We start from the raw sequence: 24184 nt of genomic DNA, 5'->3' as shown, positions 1-24184 counted from the left end.
ATCGTTATTTATTTCCTTTTTTGAGGGAAGACTGTCGAATAATTAGTTCTGATTTGGCAATGATGGTATTGGTTTGCCGGATATCTGTATCGCCTTTAAGGTGCGCAATCAGGTTACGGGCTGCCATTTCTCCGATATCCATACCTGGGTAATTGATGGTGGTTAATTGTGGTTCAATGATTTTGCAGATGGCATCGTTGTTAAATCCAACAATGGCAATATCCTGCGGAATCCGGATGCCTTTTTCTTTGAGAGTTTGCATGCAGACAGCTGCTGAGAAATCGTTCGTTATAAATGCTGCATCAGGTCTGGGTTTCATTTGGAGAATCTGTAGAGCTGCTTCACGCCCGCATTTCTCGCTTAAGTCTTTGATCAATACAAGCTTTTCATCGAATTTGATCTGGCGCTCCCTGAGTGCTTCCTTGTAACCACGCAAACGCTCGGCGTATACGTTTCGGCTAAGGCTGGCTGTTACTATGACAATACGCTTGCATCCCTGTTCAATCAAGTGTTTGGTGGCCTGGTACCCAGCCTTGAAGTTGTCGATGATCACTTTGGTATTATCAGCCTTTTCCTCTACCCGGTCGAAAAAAATTACTGGTATATTTTTATCAAAAAATGATTGAAAATGATCCAATCCCCTGGTGTCAAAAGCCAGGGAAGCTATCAATCCATCTACTCTTTTATGAAACAGGTTCAGCACGTTGGCAGTTTCTTTTTTAAAAGATTCGGATGAGTGGGCGATCAGGAGGTCGTAACCCGCGTCTGCCGTGACTTTCTCAATGCCCGCTAACACAGATGTGATGAAGTTACTGTTAAGTTCATGAACAATAATACCGATGGTATTAGTCTTTTGTTTACGCAGGTTACTGGCGAAGGTGTTTTGCCTGTATCCCAGTTCCCGTGCGGCTTCCTGTATTTTCCGTCGGGTATTTTTATTAATGACCGGATTGTTTTGTAAGGCTCTGCTTACGGTAGCAGTAGAAATGTCCAGTTGCTGGGCTATATCATATATGGTGACTTCCTTCTTAATCTTCATTTTGCAATCAGTTGCTGCTTCATAATTCCGGTAAAATTTCCGTTATACTTAATTATTAATTCCTCTCTTCCTCCAAAAATATTGCTTTTTGCAATAAATTAATGCAATCAGTTGCAATTTTTCATAATTCCCCTAAATTCGCGTTCCGGAGAGTCGGCCTGAGGTCCGGATTACTTGTTGGTAGTGTTTGATCACTGCTGTATTTTAATTGGGCTTCAGTATCTTTCCAATCCATTTGTTAAACAACAAACATGTTATTAGTAGGCATCGACCTGGGTACATCTTCCATAAAGGTTTCCATTGTAGAAGCCGATTCACAATCGATTCTTGCCACTGCCAGTTATCCTGAAACAGAAGCGGATATTATCAGTGTGCAACCCGGCTGGGCTGAACAGTCGCCGGACTTATGGTGGGAGCATGTGCAGCAGGCCATTTTAAAATGCCATGCCACCAAAGCATATGATCCAGAAGCTATCGGAGCAATTGGTGTTGCTTATCAAATGCACGGACTCGTACTAATAGACAAAGATCAACAGGTTTTGCGCAACTCTATCATCTGGTGTGATAGCAGAGCTGTAGCCATCGGCGAAAACGCATTTCAGCAAATCGGTCCGGATCGTAGCCTTGCCCACCTGCTCAATTCACCCGGCAATTTCACCGCTTCCAAACTCGCATGGGTAAAAGCCAATGAGCCTGCGATCTATGAAAAAATTGATCAGGTTTTGTTACCCGGCGATTTCATTGCAATGAAAATGACCGGTGAAACCACTACTACAGCATCTGCATTGTCGGAAGGCGTGTTCTGGGATTTTAAAGAAAATCAGTTGTCCGGGGATGTTATGAAAATTTATGGGTTCAACAGGCATCATATACCGGAGCTTCGGCCATTGTTTTCATCACACGGACAATTAAAACCTGCAGTAGCTGATCGCCTTCAACTCAAAGCCGGTATACCGGTTACCTATAAAGCAGGAGATCAACCAAATAATGCTCTTTCTTTAAATGTGCTGGATCCTGGGGAAGTGGCTACTACCGCAGGAACTTCGGGTGTAATATATGGCGTGAGTGATGTACTGAGTTATGATCCGCAATCGCGCATCAATAGTTTTGCGCATGTGAATTACAGTGAGGAACTCAGGCGTATCGGTGTATTGCTCTGCATCAACGGAACCGGCATCTTCAATAGATGGATCAAAACCCTGGCCGGCGCTGAACTCAGTTATGCCGCACTTAATGAACTGGCAGCTGGTGTGGCAATTGGGGCCAATGGATTAAGGGCCTTGCCATTTGGGAATGGGGCTGAACGCATGTTGAACAATCGAATCATTGGCGGTCATATACAACAACTCGACTTTAATATTCATACAGCAGCGCATATGGTACGAGCCGTACAGGAAGGAATTGCCTGTTCTTTCCGTTATGGATTGGATATCATGCGTGAAAACGGCATTCAACCTTCAGTTGTACGTGCAGGCAAAGCGAATCTCTTCCTTAGTGAAGTCTTTACAAAGGCATTTGCCACGCTCAACCAGGTAAGTGTAGAATTTTATGAAGGCGATGGCAGTTTCGGGGCAGCTATTGGTGCGGGTATTGGTGCCCGTTACTATGCGACTGCACAGGAAGCTGGCAGCAGGCGCAAACCTATTGGAGTGATGGAGCCCGACAACCAGGAAACATACGAATACATATACCAGGACTGGAAAACGCTGTTGGATCAGCGGCTTGCCAGCCAACATTCATAATCAATCAACAAGCAACCATGGCAATTACACTTGGACAAAAAGAGTATTTCAAAGGCGTGCCGGAAATCAAATACGAAGGAAGAGAGTCGGACAATCCACTGGCTTTTCGCTGGTACGATGCTAATAAAGTAGTAGCAGGAAAAACCATGCAGGAGCATTTGCGTTTTGCAGGCGCTTACTGGCATAGCTTCTGTGGAAACGGATCAGATCCTTTTGGTGAAGCTACCCATCTTTTCCCCTGGAATGAAAAAGGTGATGCAATTGAGCGTGCGAAAGACAAAGCCGATGCAGCATTTGAATTTTTCACCAAACTCGGACTTCCTTTCTACTGTTACCACGACGTGGATGTAGTGGACTATGGTACAGATGTTTCGGAAAATGATCGTCGTTTACAAACGCTTACCGAATACCTCAAAGAAAAGCAAAAAGCAAGTGGCGTTCAATTGCTGTGGGGTACGGCCAATCTGTTTAGTAGTCGACGTTACATGAATGGTGCTGCTACCAACCCGGATTTCCATGTGTTGGCACACGGTGCCGCACAAGTGAAGGCAGCGCTGGATGCAACCATCGCTTTGGACGGACAGAACTATGTATTCTGGGGTGGTCGCGAAGGTTATATGAGCCTGCTTAACACCGATATGAAGCGTGAGAAAGACCACCTGGCCCGTTTCCTGCATGCGGCAAAAGACTACGCACGCAGGAATGGCTTCAAAGGCAAATTCTTTATCGAACCCAAACCTTGTGAACCCAGCAAGCACCAGTACGATTACGATTGCGAAACAGTGATCGGCTTTCTGCGTCAGCACGATTTGCTGAATGATTTCAGTCTGAATATTGAAGTGAACCATGCTACCCTGGCGGGACACACCTTCACTCATGAACTGCAGGTGGCGGCAGATGCCGGACTGCTGGGCAGCATTGATGCGAACAGGGGTGACTACCAGAACGGATGGGATACTGATCAGTTCCCGAATAATCTGAATGAGCTGGCAGAAGCCATGCTGATCATCCTGGAAGCCGGTGGGTTTGGTGGCGGCGGTATCAATTTCGACGCCAAGATCAGAAGAAACAGTACCGATGTGGAAGATATCTTCCATGCACATATCGGCGGAATGGATACGTTTGCACGTGCATTGCTGATTGCGGATGCAGTGTTGCAAAAATCTGCTTACAAACAAATCCGTAAGGATCGTTATGCTTCATACGATGCCGGGAAGGGTAAGGAGTTTGAGGATGGCAAGCTGACCCTGGAAGACCTGAGAGCGTATGCCATTGAAAATGGGGAACCGGCAGCGAAGAGCGGCAAGCAGGAATTGCTCGAAAACATCATCAATCAGTATATTTAACGGAAACCAATTCAGGAAATATGCTGATGCACCAAACCATGCGCTGGTATGGTCCGAATGACGTGGTAAGTTTATCAGACATCCGTCAGGCGGGCTGTGCCGGCGTTGTTACTGCTTTACACCAGATCCCAGTAGGAGAAGTATGGCCTGTTTCGGCTATTGCTGAGCGTAAGCAGTTAATAGAATCCGCAGGCATGAGCTGGACCGTAGTGGAGAGCCTGCCGGTAAGCGATGATATCAAACGCCAATCAGGTGATTACTTGCGCCATATCGAAAATTACAAAGCAAGTTTGCACAACCTGGCGGCTGAAGGAATTAAAGTGGTAACATACAATTTCATGCCAGTACTCGACTGGCTTCGAACCGATGTGTACTACCCTAAAGGGGATGGCAGTACCATGTTGTATTTCAACCGGCTTGATTACCTGGTATTTGATCTTTATTTACTGGGTAGGCCGGGTGCTGAAAAAGAATATACCCAGGAGCAGGTAGACAAGGCAAAACAGCGCTATGAAGGCATGAGCGAAGCACAGCGTCAGCACCTTTTTGGCAATATGATGCTGGGACTGCCGGGCAGTGATGATTCCTTTACTGCTGCGCAGGTGTTGGGTGAGCTGGAAAAATATAAAGGCATAGATGTTGTTAAGCTCAAAGAACACCTGTTTTATTTTCTGAAGCAGGTAGTGCCTGTTGCTGCCGAAGCAGGGTTGAAGATGGCCATCCATCCGGATGACCCTCCTTATCCTGTTTTGGGACTGCCAAGAATCATGAGTACAGAGCAGGATGCGGCAGATTTACTGGAAGCCGTACCTTCACCGGCCAACGGACTCTGTTTTTGTACGGGGTCCTTTGGGGCAAGGAAGGACAATAATGTGCCGGCCATGCTCAGGCGCTTCGGCGATTCAATACATTTTTTACATATCCGCAATACCAAGCGGGATGAAGAAGGCAATTTTTATGAAGCCGATCACCTGGGTGGAGACACTGATATGTATGAAGTGGTCAAGGAGGTGCTGACGATCCAGCAACGCAGGGGGCTTTCGCTGCCGATGCGGCCGGATCATGGCCACCAGATGCTGGATGATCTGAAGAAAAAAACCTATCCGGGTTATTCCGCAATAGGCCGTTTAAAGGGGCTGGCGGAAATCAGAGGCGTGGAATACGCGCTTTACCGGACAATGATGACATAAACCAAACCAAACATGAAATTAGAAGAATTAAAATCGACAGCAACACAAGTGCGAAGGGATATCGTGCGCATGGTGCATGGTTGTCAATCGGGTCATCCGGGTGGCTCGTTGGGTTGTACCGATCTGGTTACAGCGCTGTATTTCCATGAAATGAAAATTGATGAGAGCAAAGGAGCGGATGGCTACCTGAATTTCTCACGGGAAGCAAAAGGAGAGGATCTGTTTTTTCTGTCTAACGGTCATATTTCACCGCTGTTTTATTCGGTGTTGGCAAGACGTGGTTATTTCGACATAAAAGAGATGAGCACCTTCCGTAAGATCAATTCGCGTTTACAGGGACATCCAGCTACCCATGAACATTTACCAGGTATCCGGGTGGCATCCGGCTCATTGGGTCAGGGGTTGTCAGTAGCTAACGGAGCCGCTTATGCGAAGAAATTACGTAAAGAAGATAATGTAGTGTATGTGCTGATGGGGGATGGCGAACAGCAGGAAGGCCAGATATGGGAAGCTGTGCAGTTTGCACCACATTATAAGCTGGATAACCTGGTAGCGATCGTGGATTGGAACAAACAACAGATTGATGGCAGCACGGATAAAGTGATGAACAATCGTGATCTGAAAGCTAAATACGAAGCCTTTGGCTGGCTGACGGTGGATCTGTTGGATGGCAATGATATGCAGCAGGTACTGGATGCATTGGCTGCGGCTAAAGCTATGTTGGGCAAGGGGCAGCCGGTTGTGATCCTGATGAAAACCGAAATGGGTGCCGGGGTGGATTTTATGATGCACACGCACAAGTGGCATGGAACCGCGCCGAATGATGAACAATTGGCAACAGCACTGGCACAATTGCCGGAAACCCTAGGGGATTATTAATCAAGCAAGCAGCAAATCATGAAGAAATATACCTATACGGAAAAGAAAGATACAAGATCAGGCTTTGGTGCCGGGATGGCCGAATTGGGCAAGTCGCACCCGAATGTAATGGCGCTTTGTGCTGACCTGGTCGCTTCTTTGAAACTGGATGCCTTTATCAAAGAAAATCCGGATCGTTTTGTGCAGTGTGGCATTGCGGAGGCCAATATGATTGGAGTAGCCGCAGGGCTCGCCATTGCGGGTTATGTGCCTTATGCTACAACCTTCGCTAATTTTGGATCGGGACGTGTATATGACCAGATACGTCAGAGTGTAGCATATTCCGGTGCGAATGTAAAAATCGCAGTATCGCATGCGGGATTAACACTGGGAGAAGATGGTGCTACGCACCAGATACTGGAAGACCTGGCAATGATGCGTTCTATGCCGGAGATGACCGTGATCAATCCCTGTGATTATAACCAGACCAAGGCGGCAACCATTGCCCTGGCAGATCATGTAGGTCCGGCTTACCTGCGATTTGGCAGACCAGTAATGCCTGTTTTTACAGATCCCAACCAGGAGTTTGTGATCGGAAAAGCATGGATGGTAAATGAAGGAAAGGATGTCACCATTGTAGCTACAGGTCACCTGGTATGGGAAGCGATCCAGGCAGGTGAACTTCTGGAGCAGGAGGGGATTGATGCAGAGATTATCAACATTCACACTATCAAGCCGCTGGATGAAGAAGCGATTTTAAAATCAGTGGAGAAGACGCGCTGTGTGGTAACTGCCGAAGAGCATCAGTTGAACGGTGGTTTGGGAGATGCTGTTTGTCAATTGTTGAGTCGCAAACGTCCAACTCCTGTTGAAATGGTCGGTGTTGACAATTCTTTCGGTGAAAGTGGTACACCTGCGCAGTTGATGGAAAAGTATGGCCTGAATGCCGCTGCGATTGTGGAGAAAGTGAAGCAGGTGATTAGTCGGAAGTAATAATTTTGGACTACCCGACCGGTAAATTTTCCGGTCGGGTGATCCCGACAGGTAAATTTACCTATATGGATCTTCGTGAAACCTTACCACCCAAAGGCAGCTTTTATAAGTTGGTTGTTGAACTGCATCAGACTCAACAAAAGGCCTCTTTGTTATATGAAGACTCCGGCGTTACCCGCGCCAGTGGAATAATTACCATGGTATATTCAAAAGACAACCGCCAATTTCTGCAACTTGATAATGGGTTAGAAATTCCCATTGATCAGATCTACGCGCTTAATGGCCTCTTTTCGGCTGATTATTCCGAATGTTAAGCAGTGATTTTCTATGGACGGCCAGTATCGTAAAAATATTTACCCCGGTCAGGAAGTTGCAATCATCCTAAAAAAAGACCAGCGTTCAGGTCGTTTGACTTACGGCATTGTCAAAGACATTCTTACCTCCGCCGCCTTCCATTCCCGCGGCATCAAAGTCCGCCTTGAAGATGGCCAAATTGGACGGGTAGCCGAAACTGAAGTTGTAGATCCGGAAGAAGAATAATTCGTACTGAATTTATTTACAAAGATTTACTGCATACTGCTTGCAGGATCATTTCGTTGTACTTATATTGTTATTACTTATCCTTTGAGTCCATCTGCTGGGACTTATGTGGCGAAGCATTGACTAAAGCTTTTGAATTTGCAGGGTTAAATATGCTTGGTTACAATCAAATAAACCTGACGATATTCAAATTTCTATAAAACAGATAAGGAGTAAAAATGTAGGGCGGAATCAAATGATGTTTGAAGAACACTATAAGGAAGTGCTGTCCGGTTTGAAAATTGATCCTGCTATTCAAGAGAAGTATTGGAAGGCTATTCGGCGTGAATATTCCAAAAACAATCGATACTATCACAACGTAACTCATCTTGAAAATTTAATAGCTGAATTACTACCAATAAAAGACTCTATTCTTAATTGGCCGGTTGTAATTCTTTCTATTGCATACCATGATATAGTTTATAGCACCCTCAAATCAAACAATGAAGAAAAGAGTGCAGTATACGCTCTCAGATGTTTACGACAATTGGGTGTAAATTCTTCTATAAGAGAAAAATGCGCCGAACAAATACTTGCCACTAAGGGACATATTGTTTCGCCAGATATCGATACTAACTATTTTATAGATGCAGACCTGGCAATTTTAGGCGCGCCTTCAGAAGGTTACCGGAATTATGCAATATCCATTAGGAAGGAGTATAAGTTTTATCCTGATATTATGTATGTTCCTGGAAGGAAAAAGGTTTTAACTCACTTTCTTACCATGCCACGAATATTTAAGACAAATTTTTTTTATGAAAAATACGAGGTGGCGGCACGCATAAACATGAAAGATGAATTAGACCGTTTTACTATTTGAGAAAAAATTTATAGATAGCAAGTGACCTGCCGGTGTTTAAACAAGAAAAATAAAAAGCACCCATTTTCTTAGAGTGCTTTTTATTTTAATACATCCTATTTATCTCGTGCAATTCGCAACCCAGGCTTCGCCGTCTTTTGTATAGGCAATTGTAAGTTCATTGGCTGTTATGCGAATCATTTTTGATTCATCGTTATCAACAGAAATAACAGCTGTTGCACCGTCGCTTTTAAACTGTACACCCTTCAGATCGGGAATGCCATCTGAAAAAACGAAATTGTAATTATTTCCAACCTTTACAACAGTTACTTTTCCGTTGTCAGTGGATTTGTTTTCTCCCTCTTTTACATATCCGATACTTCCTTCATAAGACCCTACAAAGAGGTTATTGTCGGTTGGATCATCTTTCTTGCTGCAGGAAATAAATACAAGACTTCCTATCAGCAATACGCTCAATAACTTAAGAATGTTTTTCATGTTTTCTGTTTAGTAGCATTCTTTCTAAAACCATGCCACCGTATTTCAGTATAACTAATTTAACATATCATGAATCGTTTCTTTTTTTACACAGTCTGTTTTGCCCTTTTCCTCAGCTCCTGTGGAATTCGTGGCATAGAAGGGCCTGAGCGTCCGGTTTACTTTACGGCAGATGATATTGTATTTACAGACTCCCTAGATAAAAAGCCGCATATATTATTTCATGGGAAATATTGGATCGATTATCCTTGTATGAATACGGTGAATTTGCAAAAGGGAATCGAAGCAAAAGCGTATATATCCGGACCAACCATTTTCCGAATGGATCAGGTGCCTTTCCTGGTGTATCCCGGAGACCGTATCCATGTTGTTACTAATCCGGATAAAAACTGGGAGGCTACTTTCTTTTCCAAAAGAAAAGACAAACGTAGAAATGCTGAATTACAGGTATTGAAAAGATTTTATCAATTGGAAAAAAGTCCAGAACTAGTACGCCTGCTTGAGTACTCCTATCAGGATATCCTGGATCTTGAAACCAGGTTAAAAACAGAAATAATTCCTGCCAGGATCGCATCCCGGCAATTATTAGATTCTTTATCCGCGGCTTATAAGGTTGGGCGAAAATTCAAAAGGGCAACAAAAAATTATCTTACAGATGCCTACAATTATAAAGTATTAAGTTTATACTGGTTGTATCGTGATACGTTGCTGAAAAGGGAAGTTTTTTTTAGTAAAGTGAGAGAATTCCTGCCTGCAATTAATAACCTGAATAAAAAGGTTCGGCTTGATGCTAATTCCGGGGGATTTATTGGTTCTGTAAATACCGCACTGTATCCATCAATGGGTGTGAGTTCGATGGTTAGACAAAACTTGTTTGAAACTTGTTTTGATACCTTAACAACTACCTTTAAGGGGCCGGCCAGAGACTTGTTGCTTACCCGTTTAATGTATCATGCAATCCTGTTCGAATATGAAGTGCCTGAAGACTATGTATCAAGATACAAGGAGTACTCATTGCATCCCGCTTATCGGAGAATATTAAAAAGGGCCCGGAAATTGTACGGCTCCGGACAACAGGATAATCAAGCCGCTTCAAGTGTAGTCTTATATTAATGACTTCCGCAGAAATGCTGGAATCGGGCAATTATAAATTGTCAAATATGCAGTGTTTTTTCTTTAGATTTTCAACCTCATCACCATACATGCCTGTAAAACCTAATTCCAAAGCCTCGGTAAAATCTTTACATGCACGATTGGGGTCTTTCATGGCCAGGTAAATTAACCCTCTAACCCGATAGGCATACGAATTTCCAGGATACAACCGGATCGACTCGTTGATGTCTTTCAAAGCTGCTACATACTCGCCCAATTTGTATCGGTTATAACTTCTGTTACTGTATCCAAGCGCTTCTCTGGGATCCATTTCCAATACTTTGTTATAATAGCTAATAGCAGTTTTATAATCTCCCATTTCCTGGTACTTGAATCCGATATTAGCATAGGCCCCAATAAAGTTTGGGTCAATGGTGATTATTTTATTCAGGTATTTCAATGTTAGATCTCCTTTGCCTATCTCATCACATACCCCCGCCAAATTATTTAAAACAGCGATATTCAGGGAATCGTAGGATAATGCTTTTGTGTAATCTTCATACGCTCCTGTGAAATCCCGGATGCTGGTTTTTATAGATCCCCTGTTAAGATATAAGCCCACTATTCCGGTATCCGGAGGGTTTAAATTGATAGCATCATCAAAATCTTTAAGGGCTAATTCGTATTCCTGAAGCCTGCTTAATAAAAGCCCCCGATTGTTATAAGCGATAAAATCCCTGGGATTAAGTTGCATTACAGTTGTATAGGTATCATAGGCTGCCTGGTATTGGCCAGCGTGTTCTAACGCACTTGCTTTTAACAGTAAGAATCGGGTGTTTTTTGGTTCTATGGAAAGCGCCTTGTTAAGTAAGTCAATGGCTTTGACCATGTTTTTGCGATCGTATTCAGTACTGGCTGCTTCGTAAAGTTCTTCTTTCGATTGGCTGTAGCCAACCCATGGTAAACAAAGGAGGAGCAGGATGCAATAGGTATAAGGTTTCATATTGCGTTTAAGGGGGTAATGGAAACTGATTTCGCAAACAAAATAGTAAAGGTTATCTGAATTTGCAATTAAGTAAAGATATCCGTTGCTTTCCCTTGCATTATTCAAAATTGTCTTGTATATTTCTTGATTCCTATTATAAAAAGGAATTCATTCTTATTAAATTAACTCCTTTATGTTTCAAAATCCATTTTCTTTTAACGGGCGTATTCGCAGAATGGAATACGGCATTTCTTTTATTATTTATCTGGCGTTTATTAGCATTCTTGAGTACATTATTGGTACAGATGAATCCATGGGATGGCTGGGTTTGGCTATAATTCCAGTTTTGTGGTTCATGTTAGCCCAGGGCGCCAAAAGATGCCATGATCGGGGAAATTCCGGGTGGTATCAAATAATCCCATTTTACGGTTTCTGGATGTTATTTGCTGATAGTATGCCGGGCCCGAATGAATATGGGTTAAATCCAAAAGGGGATGGAAATTTTGCTATGGAAATCGAAGAGATTGGAAAAGATTCTGTTTGATAAATGTCGTCAGCTTTAAAAATGACGAAATGCGGAAGTTCTGTTTTAAATTGGGATAAGTCCGATTGAATGGAGCCGGATTCGATAAAGTTAAAAGTCCCGGTAGCAGCCGGGACTTTCTCATGAGTGTGTAGTCGTAAATGGCCCTTTGTCAGCGAACTTTTTTGGTTTAAATTTTTTGAACAGTTAAGCGCAATACAGCAGCTTCTCCTGAATGAAATGGGCCTTCGTTGAGGTTCAGGTCCTTCTGCTGGCAGCTTAGTACATGGAGAAAGGCAAAGTCATTGCAAAGGGTAGGGGCATCGTATAAAAGGGCCGGGTCTTTCGGTCCGCCAGAATTGTATTCTATCTGCTCTTTTGCAAAAGCTTCCAATAAGAGGTATCCGCCCGGACGAATGGATTTGATAAGTTCCTGGTGGTATTGTTTGCGCAGGGCGGCAGGCAGATGCACAAAGATGATGGCAACCAGATCATATTGCTGATTGGCGCGAAAATCTTCAATGGATTGATTCCAGTAGATAATTTTTAATCCCGCTTCCTCTGCTGCTTTTATTGCTTTTTCCCGCGCCACCTCACTGTAATCGAATGCATGTACAGTCCAGCCTTTTTTAGCGGCATAGAGGGCATTTCTGCCTTCCCCTTCGGCCGGCAGGAGTACTGTGCCAGGTTTATGATTGTCTATAAACTGCTTGAAAAAGGCATTGGGTTCCGTACCGTAAACAGTTTCGTTTGCTGCATAACGCTGATCCCAGAATTCCTTCGCCATGTTTTATTGATTAATCCTTGCAAGGTATCAGGAGTATTGCAGTTTTATGGTGACATGCATCACAAATGGTTAGGTCGTTAACCATTTCAGTACTAAACTGTTATCTTTTCCAAAATCAGATCGAAATGGTATTCACAAAGGAGGAGCTATCCGGTTTGGAAAGGAGGTACCGAGCCAATCTCATAAATTCTATTGGCGGGTTCAAAAGCCTGGTACTGGTAGGTACAAAAAGCGGGGAAGGGAAGGAAAATTTATCCTTATTCAGCAGTCTGGTACATATAGGTGCAGATCCCGCTTTATGCGGATTGGTTGTACGCCCGAATAAAGAAGGCCAGAATACATTAGGAAACATCCTGCGAACCGGTGTATACACGATTAATCATGTGCAGGCCGGATTTATTGAGAAAGCGCATCAAACCAGTGCCAAATACCCGGAAGGCGTTAGTGAATTCGAAGCAGTTGGGTTAACACCTGATTATGTGGAGGAAATTGCCGCCCCTTTCGTAAAAGAAAGTATTATTCAATTTGCCTGCGAACTGGTACAGCGGATCCCAATTGAATTTAACCAGACACATTTTATCATAGGAAAGATTACGCACGTGATGGTTCCAGACTCGTTGTTGGGGCCGGATGGTTTTATTGACCTTGAATCAGCCGGCACAATTACCTGCAGCGGACTTGATAGTTATCATACTACTAAGCGGCTTATTCGACTTCCTTATGCCAAACCTTAGGGATATTTAATTCGATCTCATCCATTTGTACAGTCGATGCATTACCAGCATATGAGGTGCGGTAAGTAGTGCCAAGGTGGCAAAGCAATACCATAAAACCTGGTAATTGTTTTTAATATCACCAAAGTATAAAACAAAGAAGGATGTGCCTGCAAGTGCAATTCCACTACAAATCAATAAATGTTTAATCAATTTTTTAGGATAATAGGATCCGGCATTTTTGAGTCCACTTATAATGGATTCCAGTGAAAGACTGGAATGCCAGATAATGAAATAAAAACTGAATCCGAGTAAGAGCGGAAGTTGGTGTAAGATTAGTAAAAGCAAAGCGAGTCGCAATAAAAAGTTTCCTGAATCAAATTGCTGTTTTTTTACTTGTTGGGAAAAAAATATAAAACTGATTACCAGAAAAACAATAAAAAGTATTCCTAATAATAATTGTTGATATTCCTCAATAACAGGAGTCAAACCATTCAAAACGGCAGTATCATCTATGAGAGAAAGAATTGGGACTACTTCATCAATATGAGTAAGCAGGAGAAAAAATAAAATCAATAATCCGTAACTGCTGATAAATAATTTTCCAATCCAGTTATCCGCAGGTATTTTTTTAAGATCCGTTTCACCAAAATGATAGGCTGATATACAAAGAAAGAGAAGTAAAGCCGGCATAGGAAAAATCCATAGACATAATCCAAATAAAAGAATTTGGAGCAGGTATTGAAACAGGAAATTTCTTAGAGAAAAGTAGGTTCGTGTAGCAGATGATTGATATTTCGCTACCAGAATATCTGCAGCTCCGTGAGGAATACCTAAAAACACAAATCCGACTATAAGAATCCCTGCCTGCACCTGGAATGGAATGGGTGTCCACCAATGATGCAGCATACATAACAGAAGTCCTAATGCAATAAAACTATTTTTCATGTAGTAGTAGAAGTAAACCCGGCGAGGTACAGTTGGTAAAACCGTACCCCACCAGGTTAATTTACCTGTAAAACTAAAAAACGAGTCAAGCTGTTTTGCTGGTCATTGCCATTTCACGTTGCGCCAATGCATAAATGGTTAATCCAAAACCAATTTTATTGATAGCATCACCAATATTATAAACGACATCCAGGGAAACGCCTTCCAGCACTTTCATTCCAAATAATCCACCTTCAGTGCCAGCGATATAACCAATCGGATAAATGGCCCATCCAACCAATACAAACCAGGCCAGGGTGCGATTGGCGGCTGCAACAGCCGGACTTGTATTGTTAGCTAATTTTGCAACATCTCCAAACCAGATCAGGTACACTATATAGAAGTAACCAAGGCTGCTGATAAAACCCCAGATCCAGCTTTGTGTTTCAGTTGGATAAATGGCTTCGCCTATATATCCGGTAACCAGCATGAATACAGATGCTGTAATAAGCTTGGTTAACAGGCTGGTGGTTGCTCCTGATTTTTTGGTAATGAGATAGAATTCAACGCACATGAGCGGTACTGTTAGTAGCCAGTCTACATAGCGGAAAAATGTGGGAGATTGACCTGTTGCGAGATTGTAATCCCGCATGTAATAATAATGTACGGCAGCAATAAACGTGATCAATCCGGATATAAGAATGGATGTTCTCCATTTCTTATCAACGTTCCACATTTCAAAAAAGAAAAAAACAGATGCCCCAAGCATAGCCATGCAACCAATAAAGAAAGTAAAGGCAACATAATTGTTGTTGGCGATCGGCATGATCTCCAGAAGTAATGGATTCATTTTTTATTAATTTAAAATTTGTTGGAAGTAGTAACGGGCTAATCCGGAAAAGCTGTTGAACTATTGAACTACCTTTATTGAACATATTGTAGTTTCAAATAGTTTGAAGGTTTTTAAAATATTATATTTACCATCCTTTATTTTGATTTTCCTTAAACAGTTTTGAAGTCTTTTTTTTATGTGTGGAACTAATTGGTTGTAATGAATGCTGATCTCTCCACTGACAGATTTTATTTTTGTATAGTGTTCTATTTATATTGATGGTATGAATTCAAACAGATTTCCTGCCGGAATGAAACTGGTAAAGCAATTGGAAGGTGGTAGTACTGCCAGTATATTTCTGGTAAAAGATGAGCAGGAACAGTTGTGTGTGCTTAAGGGGGCAGTCAAAACTGATGAAAGTAAATCGCTTAAGCATGATTTTTGGGTGTATGAATGGTTGGCTGGTAAGGTTCCAGTACCTGCTGTCCATTTTTTCAAGGAGGATGACACGATTGAATGGCTTTGTATCGAATGGATAGATGGTACTACACTGGCTGAACTTCCTGTAGCTGAACAAAGGGTTAGGATTTATGCACAGGCACTTAGATTACTACACGAAGTTCCCCTGGATTCACATGCACCTGTTTATTCACTTGATGCCAGATTGAATGAAGTCCGGATTCGGATAGAGAATGGCTGGGTGGATTCAACCGATTTTGAGGAGGAGTTTTCGAATTATACTACGGAGCAATTGTGGGATGAGTTAAGCAAATACAAGCCAACAGAAGCAGACCTGGTTTTTACTCATGGCGATTATTGTCCGGATAATTTGATTCTAGATGATGGAGTAGTTTCCGCTTTCATTGATATGGACTGGGGTGGGGTCGCGGATCGTTACCAGGATTTGGCGCTTGCGATAAGAAGTCTGAAACATGAAAGCCTTGATAACCTGATTCCTCTTTTTTTACACAATTATGGGTTAACATACCTGGACGAAAACAAACTTCTTTTTTACACATTGCTGGATGAGTTTTTTTAGTAAACATTCATCGCTTCAATAATTTAAAACCAATTTCCCTTCCCTGTCCCTGGAACATGGCCAGGTTGATCCAGAACCAGGCGAATTGTTCCATCAATTCAAATTTGTCGTTTCCACCAATATCATAACAATTGGCAAAGCCAGCATCTTTTGCCAACTGTTTGGCAGCATCCTTGCCTTTGGTACTATCTCCGGCAACAAAGAGGTCCAGTGCTGTATCACCATACATTGAATTGACCATATTGTTGTAACCTGTAGTGTTGAAACATTTTACGATATCGCGAGTGGATGTATGGGCCAAAATTGCATCGGCTGTGGTGGTAAAACCGGCTGGACCTTTTTTCATAATGATGTTCATCGCATCAATTATGATTTTTCCGCTGGTATCGCCCAGGCTTTTGGCAATATCTATGGCTGCTGGTGCCGGAGTCGCAAGTAGAATGCATTCCGCAGCGGTAACTGCTTCCTGAACAGACATCGCTCTGGTATTTGGATTATTCAGTAAGTCCTGACCTTTGAATTGATTCAGATCCTGAACTCCAAGAAAAATTTCATGTCCGGCATGGGCCCATTTGGTTGCCAGCGCACCTCCTACATTTCCGGTTCCGATGATTGCAATTTTCATGTTGCTGCTTTTCGTATTTAGTAAATCGCTCACTTGAATTGTGATTCTTAAAGTTGGTTTTTTTACTGATGATTTGGAATATTATATCTAATTTGATAGTCACTATCTATTTGGATAGTAATGATTATGCCTGACTTTATTTACGAACACAAAGTATATTATAATCCAGTTGAATTTGCCATGCATTTTATTGGTGGTACCTGGAAAATGCCCATCTTATGGCGCCTGAACCAGCGTACCATGCGGTATGGAGAAATTCGTAAAGCGCTGCCGCATATCACCGATAAAATGTTATCGAGCCAGTTGAAAGAACTGGAAAAGCATGAATTAATAACAAGAAAAGTATATGCGGAAGTACCTCCCCGGGTGGAGTACTCCATCACCAAAAAAGGCAAGGACGTTATACCGGTGATTGAAGCTATCCGGAATTATGGACTAAAAAAAATGAAGGAGAAGGGGTTGAAGGAGGGAGGTAAACCTAAATTGTCCCCTGGAAAATAAAAAAACCCTGAAAGCTACTGCTATCAGGGGTTTCCCTTTTTATTCCGTGCCCAGGACTGGATTCGAACCAGCACGCCGTTTCCAGCACCACCACCTCAAGGTGGCTTGTCTACCAGTTTCAACACCTGGGCTCGCTTTAAAGCGGTGGCAAATGTAAGGATTTCAGTGAATTGCTGCCAAGTATTCAACTGAATTTATTTGGAAAGACCCGTCAGTTTCGGCAACAGTATCCGGAAAGTGGTGCCCTTGCCTGGCTCAGATTGCTTCACACTCAGTTCTCCCCGGTGAAACTGTTCAATGATCCGTTTGGAAAGCGAAAGTCCCAATCCCCAGCCCCTTTTTTTAGTAGTAAATCCTGGGTCAAATACCCGGCTGATATGTGAGGCCGGTATGCCTTTGCCTGTATCGGTTACATCAATCAGCACCTCACGTTCGTTATCCTGGATATGTACCGTGATTTGTCCCTGGCCTTCCATGGCATCCAGCGCGTTCTTCAGGAGGTTTTCTATGACCCAATCGAACAAGGTAGCGGAAAGGGGAATGATCAGGCTACCGGTTGGCGGCGCCATAAACTCAAACCTGATCTTTCCGGATGCGCGGCGTTTGATATAATCCAGCATTGCATCAACCTGTACTACAATATCTGTAGGTTCCAGGTTGGGGATGCTACCAATTTTGCTGAAGCGATCACTCACGAGTTTCAATCGGTTTACATCTTTTTCCAGCTCACGCGTGATTGCTTCCTGTCCGCCGGATTCCTTCAACATTTCAACCCAGCCCTGTAAGGAAGATAAGGGGGTTCCCAACTGGTGCGCCGTTTCCTTTGCCATACCTGCCCAGAGCTGGTTCTGGCTGGATCGGTGTTGAGTCGTCAGCAACAGTAGTAATAAAGTGATCAGCAAACCCACAATTACCAATTGAATGATGGGGTAATATTTTACTTCCTTTAATAAGCGGGTATTGCCATAATAATATTTGTTCGCGATATAAGGCTCCTGGCTCAGTACCAGGATAAAGGGTTCATTATTGCGTTTGAATTCCCTCAGTTTATCTGAAAGATAACTTGGGTCAAGTGCTGCTTCGGTGCTGTCGAGATTGATATAATTGACAATGCTGTCTTTTTCATTGGTTTCGATAATCGGAATATTCGTCTGTTCATTGCGGATCATATTGGGCAGCGTAAGGGGCATGTCCGGGTTGTCAAAAATTGCCTTGCTGGCATTCACCCAGAGTTCTACTTTATCACGTTCTTCCTGGGCAATTTTTTTTGCCAGGTATCGCGAATAAAAAATCGTACCGATTACAATGGAGAGTGCGAGCAGTGCCAGCCAGCTGCGCCAGTTTGTAAGAATGGATACCATGAATTAAAGCGAATTGTAAATGGAAAGTTCAGCCATCTTTTCAACCGGGCTCATCATATAGGTAAGCAGACTGTTGTCAGGCAGTATTTCCACCACCCGAAAGCCGCGATAGTTCACGCCCCAGCTGCCCCCAAAATGTCCGTCAAATAAAAAAGGAATCGATCCAAACATTTTAACTCCATCTTCCTGATGGTCGTGTCCGTTAAAAGCAGCGCGGACATTTTTTTGTTCTTTCAGCAGTTGTTGAAAGGCGGTTGCATCCACTGCATGTTGAGTCCATTTGATGGGTGTGATATGAAAGAAAAGGAAAATGTTTTTAGCGCCACTGTATTTTTTAAATTGTTCCGCAAACCAGTCGGTATTGGGTGAAAGATAAGTGCCTTTTTCATCGGAAGTGGTACCGAGTAGCAGGATGTTATCTCCGAGTTCTACGGCCTGGTTGACATCCTGTTTCCAAACTTCTTTCCAGCGTGCATCACTGACCATGTCATGATTGCCTTTGGTAACATAAAGGGGGGTAGCGATGGGTTTCAATGCTTTGGCCGCCGCTTCCAAAAAGGCGGGATTATCATGAATAAGATCCCCATTGGCCACTGTAAACTGTAAGGGAGATCGCTGATGAAAAGCATTAATCGCATTGCAGATTTCCCTGTAAAAATCATCATAGGAAGTTTTCGGTTGTCCATAGTGCCCATCCGAAGTAATGGCAAATCGGAATCGGTCGGGTGCCTGTGCTGAAAGGAGCCCAGCTGCCTGAAGGGGTTTGATCCCGCCATTGGCCAACAGCAGGAGGGCCGAGCAGGACAGATCGCGTAGGAAATTTCTTCTTTGCATACTTGTAAGCTAACTAAATAAGCTGAATAGTTTTATACCTGTATTTTTGCCCCCTAATCAAAGATGCTCCCCTTGCAACCACTGGTTTCTGTTGTGATTTTAAATTGGAACGGGCAACAGCACCTGTCTAATTTTCTGCCCTCGGTGAAGGCACATGCCTGTGCGGGTATGGAACTCGTGGTGGCTGATAATGCTTCCACAGATGATTCGGTGAACTGGTTGCGGAATCACCATCCGGATGTACGGATTATTCAATTGGAAAAGAATTTCGGTTTTGCAAAAGGATATAACGAGGCGCTGAAGCAGGTGCAGGCGAACTATTACGTTCTCCTGAACAGTGATGTGGAAGTCACGGCGGGATGGCTGGAGCCGATGCTGAAACTCCTTGAGTCGAATGAACGTATTGGTGCCTGTCAGCCGAAGATTAAGATGTATCACGATAAAACCTCTTTTGAATATGCGGGAGCCGCGGGGGGATGGCTGGATTCATTGGGTTACCCCTTTGCACGCGGACGTATTTTTGATTTTTGCGAACAGGACCTTGGCCAATATGATGATACAGCGGAAGTTTTCTGGGCAAGTGGGGCTGCTCTTTTGGTGCGGGCCGATTTATATCATCGGTTAGGCGGCTTAGATGAATTCTTTTTTGCACACCAGGAGGAAATTGATTTTTGCTGGAGGCTTCAACTGGCTGGCTATAAAGTGATGGTTTGTCCGGCCAGCGTGGTATTTCACGTAGGTGGCGGTACCCTTCCCAAAGGCAATGAGTGGAAAGTATTTTTAAATTTCCGTAATAACCTGATCATGCTGGCGAAGAACCTGCCCTGGTACCAGGTCTTGTGGAAAATCCCTATCCGGTTTCTGTTGGATGCCATTTCGGCCTGGAAAAGTTTGCTGGAAGGCCAGGGTATCTATTTCAAGGCGATCCTGGAAGCGCATTTGGGATTTATGGGATGGATTGTATTCCGGCATCGCCGCTCGGTTTTTCCAATCAGTAAAAAAGGGAAAGTGCGGGGATGGTACAGGGGATGTGTGGTGTGGGATCATTTTGTAAGGGGACGTCGATATTTTTCAGAAATAGTGCGACCTAAAAAATGATTTTTTGGCCTGAACCGTTATTTTTGCACAGCATTTAAATAAAAAATATGGCTCATAATCAGGCACATGAAATAGAAAATCCGCTGGAGAAAGACTTTAAACACAATTGGGTGAATTCTTCCAGTTTCCTGTTTTATCTGCAGGTGTTTTGCATCCTGGCATTTGTTTTAGGAGGATGTTTTGGCTTGTATGCGAACCGTTACAAGGGTAAGGGTAAAGTTTCTGTGCCGGAAAGCACTATGTACACACCGAAGTACAAATAATTTTCGAGAAAAATTTGGCAGAAAGATGGGAGTTCTTATCTTTGCCATCCCAATTGAAAAACAGCTCTTTAGATACACTATCTGGTACTATTTTTTAGGTTCAATTGGAAGCCGGTCAGATAGTTTTTTGCGGAAGTAGCTCATTTGGTAGAGCACAACCTTGCCAAGGTTGGGGTGGCCGGTTCGAGCCCGGTCTTCCGCTCTAAAAGATTCCAAACCTACCGTTTGGAATTTTTTTTTGGTAGATGTTTTGCCCGGGTGGTGGAACTGGTAGACACGCAGGACTTAAAATCCTGTTCGACGAAAAAGCGAGTACGGGTTCGATTCCCGTCCCGGGCACGAAAAAGCCGATTCAGTGATGAGTCGGCTTTTTTGTTGCTATCTATAACATACGAAAAAACGGTTGTCAGCAACACCTGTAACTGGAAATTAAAACATGGAAAAAATACTTATTGTAGGCGCAGGATTAAGCGGGCTCTATCTTGCGAATTTATTGCAAGAGGCCGGCAAGGAGGTAGTAGTGCTGGAAGCTGCAGACCGGTTGGGAGGTAGAATTCAAACGATTCAGGGAGTAGAAACTACCCCAATGGAACTCGGGGCAACCTGGTTTTCGGATATGCATCCCCGTATGCTGGCCCTGCTTGCAAAATTGAACCTGGAAAAATTTCCGCAGTTTTCTGCCGGCATTTCCCTGTTTCAGACCAAGTCCTTTGAACCTCCCCAGAAATTTTATATTCCGGAATCTGAAGCACCTTCGTACCGGATAGCTGGTGGAACCGGTGCGCTTATCACAAAACTGGCTTCACAATTACCGGCAACTGTCATTCAACTAAAGCAGCGGGTGCAGGAAATTCATGAAACTGAAAAGGGATTAGAAATCGTAACCGGAACTGATAATCGTTATTCAGCAGACAAAATAATCCTTTGTATTCCTCCACAATTAGCTGGTGTTAGCATTCAATTTAGTCCTGCTTTGCCAGAGTCGCTCGCAACGGTATTGTCATCGGTGCAAACCTGGATGGCTGGCGCGATCAAATTCACCATTGAATATGCAGCCCCCTTCTGGCGCGAAGCCGGGTATTCAGGCATGCTTTACTCACATGCCGGTATCGTAATGGAAATGTATGATCATACTAATTTCGAAGCAACCAAATTCGGATTTACCGGTTTTCTAAGCGGAGGAGCAGCCAATTACGCGGCTGCTGTTCGAAAAGAACTGGTTTTGCAACAACTTGTACTCCTGCTCGGAGAAAAAGCGGTAGATGCCTTGAGCTACCAGGATAAAATCTGGATCGATGACCTGCTAGTTTCCGGTAATCCCATTGCGCAAAGGCCCCATCAAAACAACGGCCATCCTTTATTACAAGAAGGTTATATGAACGATCGGTTGTTCTTCTGCAACACCGAAACGGCTACTGCTTTTGGTGGTTACATGGAAGGTGCAGTGAGAGCCGTGGAGGCATTATTTAGTACCTATTTAAGCCACTGATTGCAGCAATTGAACCTCTTTTTCTTATCCGCAAAGATAGAGTGCCAGTTGACGGTAAAGTGGTATCCCGATGATGATATTAAAGGGAAAAGTGATGGCCAAAGCCGCTGTGAGGTAATAGGATGGATTGGCTTCCGGAAGCGCCACCCTGCATGCCGCCGGAGCTGCAATATAGGAGGCGCTTGCCGCGAGTATCCCCAGGATAGTGGAACCACCCACACTGAGACCGGCTATATGACCAATTACAATTCCAGCAATCGCATGCAGTACCGGGAAGACAATTCCAAAAAAAGTGAGCATCCAGCCTCCCTTTTTAAAATCTGACAACCGTTTGCCTGCTGCAAGTCCGGCTTCCAGCAAAAACAGTGTCAGCAATCCTTTGAAAGGTACATCCAGCAAGGGTGCCACTTGTTCCCAGCCTGTTTGACCTACCAGCCAGCCTATGATCAGAAACCCAATTAATAAGAGTGTGCTTTTACCTGCCAGTAACTCCCGCGCTATCTGGTCTATGGATGCCGGTTTTGTATCCTGCCGGTTGGGGGCATACAGTCTCACGAGTGCAATCGCGATCAGGATACCGGGTATTTCCATAATGGCCAGTAAGCCCGGCATAAAGCCTTCGTATTCGATTCTGCTGCTTTCATGAAAAGCGATGGCTGCACTAAAGGTGGCTACTGATACCGACCCATAATGAGCTGCCAGGGCGCCTGCATTATACACATCAAATTTGCCTGATTTGCGCATAATCCAATAGGTCCAGACCGGAATACAACAACTCAGTAAAACAGCGGCCACTAAGGGTACAATCATCTCACTGAAGTTTACGGTGGATAGTTTATAACCGCCTTTCATCCCGATGGCAATCATCAGGTAAATGGTGAGCGACTGGTGTAACGACTCCGGAAATTTAAGGTCACTTTTCAGCCGGGTTGCTATAATACCAAGCAAAAAGGCGAGGACCATTGGAGAGAGCAGGCTTGTTGTTAAATTCATGCTGGTGGTTTGCTTTTTTCGGTCGCAAAATTCAGTAGTTTTATACTTAAACGATATTTATATTAATTATTGGGAGCATAAATACTGTTTATGAACTATACACTACATCAGCTACAGATCTTTTTGAAGATTACGCAAACCAAAAGCATTACGCAGGCGGCGGAAGAGTTGCATCTTACACAACCGGCGGTATCGATTCAGCTCCGGAATTTCCAGAATCAGTTTGATATTCCGCTTACGGAGATCGTTGGACGAAAAATTTATATTACGGATTTTGGCAAGGAAATCGCTCTTGCAGCCGAGGAAATACTTAACCAGGTGCAGGCTATCAATATGAAAACGATGGAGTTCAAGGGGCAACTGGTAGGTCGACTCAAAATTTCCATTGTATCAACCGGTAAATATGTGATGCCTTATTTTTTATCCGGTTTTATGAAGGAACATCCGGGGGTTCAGCTGCAAATGGACGTGACCAATAAATCCAGGGTGATAGAATCCTTACAGGATAACGAAGTGGATTTTTCACTGGTATCGATCCTGCCTCCTAACCTGAATGTTGATAAACTGGAGCTGATGCAGAACAAATTATTCCTGGTGGGTAGTTCTTCATCGCAGTTTCAAAAAAAATCATACGATAAAAACATTTTTGAAGAGTTACCACTCATTTACAGGGAGGAAGGCTCCGGCACCCGAATGACTATGGAGCGATTCATTGAACGCAACCGGATTACCGCAGTAAAAAAAGTAGAACTCACTTCCAATGAGGCTGTCAAACAGGCTGTGATAGCGGGATTGGGCTATTCCATTATGCCGTTGATCGGCATTAAAAACGAATTGAATGCAGGTGTGTTACGAATTATTCCTGTAAAGGGACTACCTATTGCTACAAAATGGAGTATGATCTGGTTAAAAGGAAAGATGTTTTCGCCTATAGCAAAAGCTTATCTCGACTATGTCAGGAAAACTAAAAAAGAGATAATTGAGCAACGATTTAACTGGTATGAACAATATTTATAGAATCCATTTAAAATATAAATGAAAATATATGAATCGCCAGGCAGATTTTTGTTCAAATATT

At 43.3% G+C, this 24184-nt stretch carries 27 protein-coding genes and 3 tRNA genes; 19 read left to right on the top strand and 11 right to left on the bottom strand.

The annotated features are described in order from the left end of the window. Positions 1-4: 4 nt before the first annotated feature. Positions 5-1039, bottom strand: a complete 1035-nt coding sequence (locus MD536_RS08030) for a LacI family DNA-binding transcriptional regulator (RefSeq protein ID WP_239597543.1) — start codon at positions 1037-1039, stop codon at positions 5-7. Positions 1040-1290: 251 nt separating this feature from the next. Between MD536_RS08030 and MD536_RS08025 the strand changes: the two genes are divergently transcribed. The 8 genes from MD536_RS08025 (at position 1291) to MD536_RS07990 (ending at position 8567) form a co-directional block, all read left to right on the top strand. After that, positions 1291-2781, top strand: a complete 1491-nt coding sequence (locus MD536_RS08025; RefSeq protein ID WP_239597540.1) for a xylulokinase — start codon at positions 1291-1293, stop codon at positions 2779-2781. A gap of 17 nt (positions 2782-2798) precedes the next feature. Further along, on the top strand, positions 2799-4127 hold the full coding sequence (gene xylA, locus MD536_RS08020; RefSeq protein WP_239597539.1) for a xylose isomerase: 1329 nt from the start codon (positions 2799-2801) through the stop codon (positions 4125-4127). A gap of 20 nt (positions 4128-4147) precedes the next feature. After that, positions 4148-5317: a mannonate dehydratase gene (uxuA, locus tag MD536_RS08015; RefSeq protein ID WP_317208111.1), complete on the top strand. Its 1170-nt coding sequence runs from the start codon at positions 4148-4150 to the stop codon at positions 5315-5317. A gap of 12 nt (positions 5318-5329) precedes the next feature. Beyond that, positions 5330-6196: a transketolase gene (locus MD536_RS08010; protein WP_239597536.1), complete on the top strand. Its 867-nt coding sequence runs from the start codon at positions 5330-5332 to the stop codon at positions 6194-6196. Positions 6197-6214: 18 nt separating this feature from the next. Then, entirely contained in the window at positions 6215-7168 is a 954-nt protein-coding gene (locus tag MD536_RS08005; protein ID WP_239597534.1) for a transketolase family protein, read from the top strand. 65 nt (positions 7169-7233) lie between these two features. Then, on the top strand, positions 7234-7482 hold the full coding sequence (locus tag MD536_RS08000; RefSeq protein WP_239597532.1) for a hypothetical protein: 249 nt from the start codon (positions 7234-7236) through the stop codon (positions 7480-7482). Positions 7483-7495: 13 nt separating this feature from the next. Continuing rightward, entirely contained in the window at positions 7496-7708 is a 213-nt protein-coding gene (locus MD536_RS07995; protein WP_239597531.1) for a YwbE family protein, read from the top strand. Between the two features lie 235 nt (positions 7709-7943). Beyond that, positions 7944-8567 carry an HD domain-containing protein gene (locus MD536_RS07990; RefSeq protein WP_239597528.1) on the top strand — a complete coding sequence of 208 codons (624 nt, stop codon included), beginning with the start codon at positions 7944-7946 and terminating at the stop codon, positions 8565-8567. Positions 8568-8666: 99 nt separating this feature from the next. Here MD536_RS07990 and MD536_RS07985 read toward each other — a convergent pair whose 3' ends face one another. After that, positions 8667-9044 (bottom strand): hypothetical protein, encoded by a 378-nt coding sequence (locus MD536_RS07985; protein ID WP_234864303.1) that lies wholly within the window; start codon positions 9042-9044, stop codon positions 8667-8669. A 69-nt stretch (positions 9045-9113) separates the two neighbouring features. On the opposite strand from MD536_RS07985, the gene MD536_RS07980 reads away from it, so the two are divergent. Then, the gene (locus tag MD536_RS07980) at positions 9114-10157 is read left to right on the top strand and encodes a hypothetical protein (protein WP_239597527.1); all 1044 of its coding nucleotides are present in this window, start codon (positions 9114-9116) and stop codon (positions 10155-10157) included. Between the two features lie 31 nt (positions 10158-10188). Here MD536_RS07980 and MD536_RS07975 read toward each other — a convergent pair whose 3' ends face one another. Then, positions 10189-11139, bottom strand: a complete 951-nt coding sequence (locus MD536_RS07975) for a tetratricopeptide repeat protein (RefSeq protein WP_239597523.1) — start codon at positions 11137-11139, stop codon at positions 10189-10191. 175 nt (positions 11140-11314) lie between these two features. Between MD536_RS07975 and MD536_RS07970 the strand changes: the two genes are divergently transcribed. Next, positions 11315-11665, top strand: coding sequence for a DUF805 domain-containing protein (locus tag MD536_RS07970; RefSeq protein WP_239597520.1), 351 nt, complete (start codon positions 11315-11317; stop codon positions 11663-11665). Positions 11666-11834: 169 nt separating this feature from the next. Here the strand turns inward: MD536_RS07970 and MD536_RS07965 are convergent, their stop codons facing one another. After that, on the bottom strand, positions 11835-12431 hold the full coding sequence (locus MD536_RS07965) for a class I SAM-dependent methyltransferase (protein WP_239597519.1): 597 nt from the start codon (positions 12429-12431) through the stop codon (positions 11835-11837). A 125-nt stretch (positions 12432-12556) separates the two neighbouring features. On the opposite strand from MD536_RS07965, the gene MD536_RS07960 reads away from it, so the two are divergent. Next, the gene (locus tag MD536_RS07960) at positions 12557-13165 is read left to right on the top strand and encodes a flavin reductase family protein (RefSeq protein WP_239597516.1); all 609 of its coding nucleotides are present in this window, start codon (positions 12557-12559) and stop codon (positions 13163-13165) included. Positions 13166-13171: 6 nt separating this feature from the next. Here the strand turns inward: MD536_RS07960 and MD536_RS07955 are convergent, their stop codons facing one another. After that, positions 13172-14092, bottom strand: coding sequence for a Brp/Blh family beta-carotene 15,15'-dioxygenase (locus MD536_RS07955; protein ID WP_239597513.1), 921 nt, complete (start codon positions 14090-14092; stop codon positions 13172-13174). Positions 14093-14177: 85 nt separating this feature from the next. Continuing rightward, the gene (locus MD536_RS07950) at positions 14178-14921 is read right to left on the bottom strand and encodes a bacteriorhodopsin-like (protein ID WP_239597509.1); all 744 of its coding nucleotides are present in this window, start codon (positions 14919-14921) and stop codon (positions 14178-14180) included. A 265-nt stretch (positions 14922-15186) separates the two neighbouring features. Here MD536_RS07950 and MD536_RS07945 point away from each other — a divergent pair, with 265 nt between their 5' ends. Further along, positions 15187-15942, top strand: a complete 756-nt coding sequence (locus tag MD536_RS07945) for an APH(3') family aminoglycoside O-phosphotransferase (protein ID WP_239597506.1) — start codon at positions 15187-15189, stop codon at positions 15940-15942. A 7-nt stretch (positions 15943-15949) separates the two neighbouring features. Here the strand turns inward: MD536_RS07945 and MD536_RS07940 are convergent, their stop codons facing one another. Beyond that, positions 15950-16600: an NADPH-dependent F420 reductase gene (locus MD536_RS07940; RefSeq protein ID WP_317208110.1), complete on the bottom strand. Its 651-nt coding sequence runs from the start codon at positions 16598-16600 to the stop codon at positions 15950-15952. A gap of 93 nt (positions 16601-16693) precedes the next feature. On the opposite strand from MD536_RS07940, the gene MD536_RS07935 reads away from it, so the two are divergent. Next, positions 16694-17068, top strand: a complete 375-nt coding sequence (locus MD536_RS07935) for a winged helix-turn-helix transcriptional regulator (protein ID WP_239597502.1) — start codon at positions 16694-16696, stop codon at positions 17066-17068. A gap of 47 nt (positions 17069-17115) precedes the next feature. On the opposite strand, the gene MD536_RS07930 is transcribed toward MD536_RS07935, so the two are convergent. The 3 genes from MD536_RS07930 to MD536_RS07920 form a co-directional block, all read right to left on the bottom strand. Further along, positions 17116-17199 (bottom strand) — tRNA-Leu (locus MD536_RS07930). A 63-nt stretch (positions 17200-17262) separates the two neighbouring features. After that, positions 17263-18429, bottom strand: coding sequence for a sensor histidine kinase (locus MD536_RS07925; RefSeq protein ID WP_239597498.1), 1167 nt, complete (start codon positions 18427-18429; stop codon positions 17263-17265). Between the two features lie 3 nt (positions 18430-18432). Beyond that, complete coding sequence (locus tag MD536_RS07920; RefSeq protein WP_239597496.1) at positions 18433-19263, bottom strand: metallophosphoesterase family protein; 831 nt, start codon at positions 19261-19263, stop codon at positions 18433-18435. A 72-nt stretch (positions 19264-19335) separates the two neighbouring features. Here MD536_RS07920 and MD536_RS07915 point away from each other — a divergent pair, with 72 nt between their 5' ends. The 5 genes from MD536_RS07915 (at position 19336) to MD536_RS07895 (ending at position 22113) form a co-directional block, all read left to right on the top strand. Further along, positions 19336-20361, top strand: a complete 1026-nt coding sequence (locus tag MD536_RS07915; RefSeq protein WP_438839266.1) for a glycosyltransferase family 2 protein — start codon at positions 19336-19338, stop codon at positions 20359-20361. Positions 20362-20408: 47 nt separating this feature from the next. Then, complete coding sequence (locus tag MD536_RS07910; RefSeq protein ID WP_234864286.1) at positions 20409-20624, top strand: hypothetical protein; 216 nt, start codon at positions 20409-20411, stop codon at positions 20622-20624. A gap of 129 nt (positions 20625-20753) precedes the next feature. Continuing rightward, positions 20754-20826, top strand: a tRNA-Gly gene (locus MD536_RS07905). A gap of 50 nt (positions 20827-20876) precedes the next feature. Then, a tRNA-Leu gene (locus MD536_RS07900) sits at positions 20877-20963 on the top strand. A 97-nt stretch (positions 20964-21060) separates the two neighbouring features. Further along, complete coding sequence (locus MD536_RS07895) at positions 21061-22113, top strand: flavin monoamine oxidase family protein (RefSeq protein ID WP_239597491.1); 1053 nt, start codon at positions 21061-21063, stop codon at positions 22111-22113. 24 nt (positions 22114-22137) lie between these two features. Here the strand turns inward: MD536_RS07895 and MD536_RS07890 are convergent, their stop codons facing one another. Then, positions 22138-23106: a sodium-dependent bicarbonate transport family permease gene (locus MD536_RS07890; protein WP_239597488.1), complete on the bottom strand. Its 969-nt coding sequence runs from the start codon at positions 23104-23106 to the stop codon at positions 22138-22140. A 90-nt stretch (positions 23107-23196) separates the two neighbouring features. Here MD536_RS07890 and MD536_RS07885 point away from each other — a divergent pair, with 90 nt between their 5' ends. Next, on the top strand, positions 23197-24123 hold the full coding sequence (locus tag MD536_RS07885) for a LysR family transcriptional regulator (RefSeq protein WP_239597486.1): 927 nt from the start codon (positions 23197-23199) through the stop codon (positions 24121-24123). The last annotated feature ends 61 nt before the right edge of the window (positions 24124-24184 follow it).

The organism is Flavihumibacter cheonanensis, assembly GCF_022352215.1.
In the GTDB taxonomy this organism is placed as follows: Bacteria; Bacteroidota; Bacteroidia; order Chitinophagales; family Chitinophagaceae; genus Flavihumibacter; species Flavihumibacter cheonanensis.
Note: the sequence above shows the minus strand (reverse complement) of the source record. Positions and strands in the feature narration are given on the sequence as shown.

Bases quoted from the DNA above. Each gene is read 5' to 3' on its own strand.
- MD536_RS08030 (WP_239597543.1), bottom strand. From the start codon at position 1,039: ATGAAGATTAAGAAGGAAGTCACCATATATGATATAGCCCAGCAACTG.
- MD536_RS08025 (WP_239597540.1), top strand. From the start codon at position 1,291: ATGTTATTAGTAGGCATCGACCTGGGTACATCTTCCATAAAGGTTTCC.
- xylA (WP_239597539.1), top strand. From the start codon at position 2,799: ATGGCAATTACACTTGGACAAAAAGAGTATTTCAAAGGCGTGCCGGAA.
- uxuA (WP_317208111.1), top strand. From the start codon at position 4,148: ATGCTGATGCACCAAACCATGCGCTGGTATGGTCCGAATGACGTGGTA.
- MD536_RS08010 (WP_239597536.1), top strand. From the start codon at position 5,330: ATGAAATTAGAAGAATTAAAATCGACAGCAACACAAGTGCGAAGGGAT.
- MD536_RS08005 (WP_239597534.1), top strand. From the start codon at position 6,215: ATGAAGAAATATACCTATACGGAAAAGAAAGATACAAGATCAGGCTTT.
- MD536_RS08000 (WP_239597532.1), top strand. From the start codon at position 7,234: ATGGATCTTCGTGAAACCTTACCACCCAAAGGCAGCTTTTATAAGTTG.
- MD536_RS07995 (WP_239597531.1), top strand. From the start codon at position 7,496: ATGGACGGCCAGTATCGTAAAAATATTTACCCCGGTCAGGAAGTTGCA.
- MD536_RS07990 (WP_239597528.1), top strand. From the start codon at position 7,944: ATGATGTTTGAAGAACACTATAAGGAAGTGCTGTCCGGTTTGAAAATT.
- MD536_RS07985 (WP_234864303.1), bottom strand. From the start codon at position 9,044: ATGAAAAACATTCTTAAGTTATTGAGCGTATTGCTGATAGGAAGTCTT.
- MD536_RS07980 (WP_239597527.1), top strand. From the start codon at position 9,114: ATGAATCGTTTCTTTTTTTACACAGTCTGTTTTGCCCTTTTCCTCAGC.
- MD536_RS07975 (WP_239597523.1), bottom strand. From the start codon at position 11,139: ATGAAACCTTATACCTATTGCATCCTGCTCCTCCTTTGTTTACCATGG.
- MD536_RS07970 (WP_239597520.1), top strand. From the start codon at position 11,315: ATGTTTCAAAATCCATTTTCTTTTAACGGGCGTATTCGCAGAATGGAA.
- MD536_RS07965 (WP_239597519.1), bottom strand. From the start codon at position 12,431: ATGGCGAAGGAATTCTGGGATCAGCGTTATGCAGCAAACGAAACTGTT.
- MD536_RS07960 (WP_239597516.1), top strand. From the start codon at position 12,557: ATGGTATTCACAAAGGAGGAGCTATCCGGTTTGGAAAGGAGGTACCGA.
- MD536_RS07955 (WP_239597513.1), bottom strand. From the start codon at position 14,092: ATGAAAAATAGTTTTATTGCATTAGGACTTCTGTTATGTATGCTGCAT.
- MD536_RS07950 (WP_239597509.1), bottom strand. From the start codon at position 14,921: ATGAATCCATTACTTCTGGAGATCATGCCGATCGCCAACAACAATTAT.
- MD536_RS07945 (WP_239597506.1), top strand. From the start codon at position 15,187: ATGAATTCAAACAGATTTCCTGCCGGAATGAAACTGGTAAAGCAATTG.
- MD536_RS07935 (WP_239597502.1), top strand. From the start codon at position 16,694: ATGCCTGACTTTATTTACGAACACAAAGTATATTATAATCCAGTTGAA.
- MD536_RS07925 (WP_239597498.1), bottom strand. From the start codon at position 18,429: ATGGTATCCATTCTTACAAACTGGCGCAGCTGGCTGGCACTGCTCGCA.
- MD536_RS07920 (WP_239597496.1), bottom strand. From the start codon at position 19,263: ATGCAAAGAAGAAATTTCCTACGCGATCTGTCCTGCTCGGCCCTCCTG.
- MD536_RS07910 (WP_234864286.1), top strand. From the start codon at position 20,409: ATGGCTCATAATCAGGCACATGAAATAGAAAATCCGCTGGAGAAAGAC.
- MD536_RS07895 (WP_239597491.1), top strand. From the start codon at position 21,061: ATGGAAAAAATACTTATTGTAGGCGCAGGATTAAGCGGGCTCTATCTT.
- MD536_RS07890 (WP_239597488.1), bottom strand. From the start codon at position 23,106: ATGAATTTAACAACAAGCCTGCTCTCTCCAATGGTCCTCGCCTTTTTG.
- MD536_RS07885 (WP_239597486.1), top strand. From the start codon at position 23,197: ATGAACTATACACTACATCAGCTACAGATCTTTTTGAAGATTACGCAA.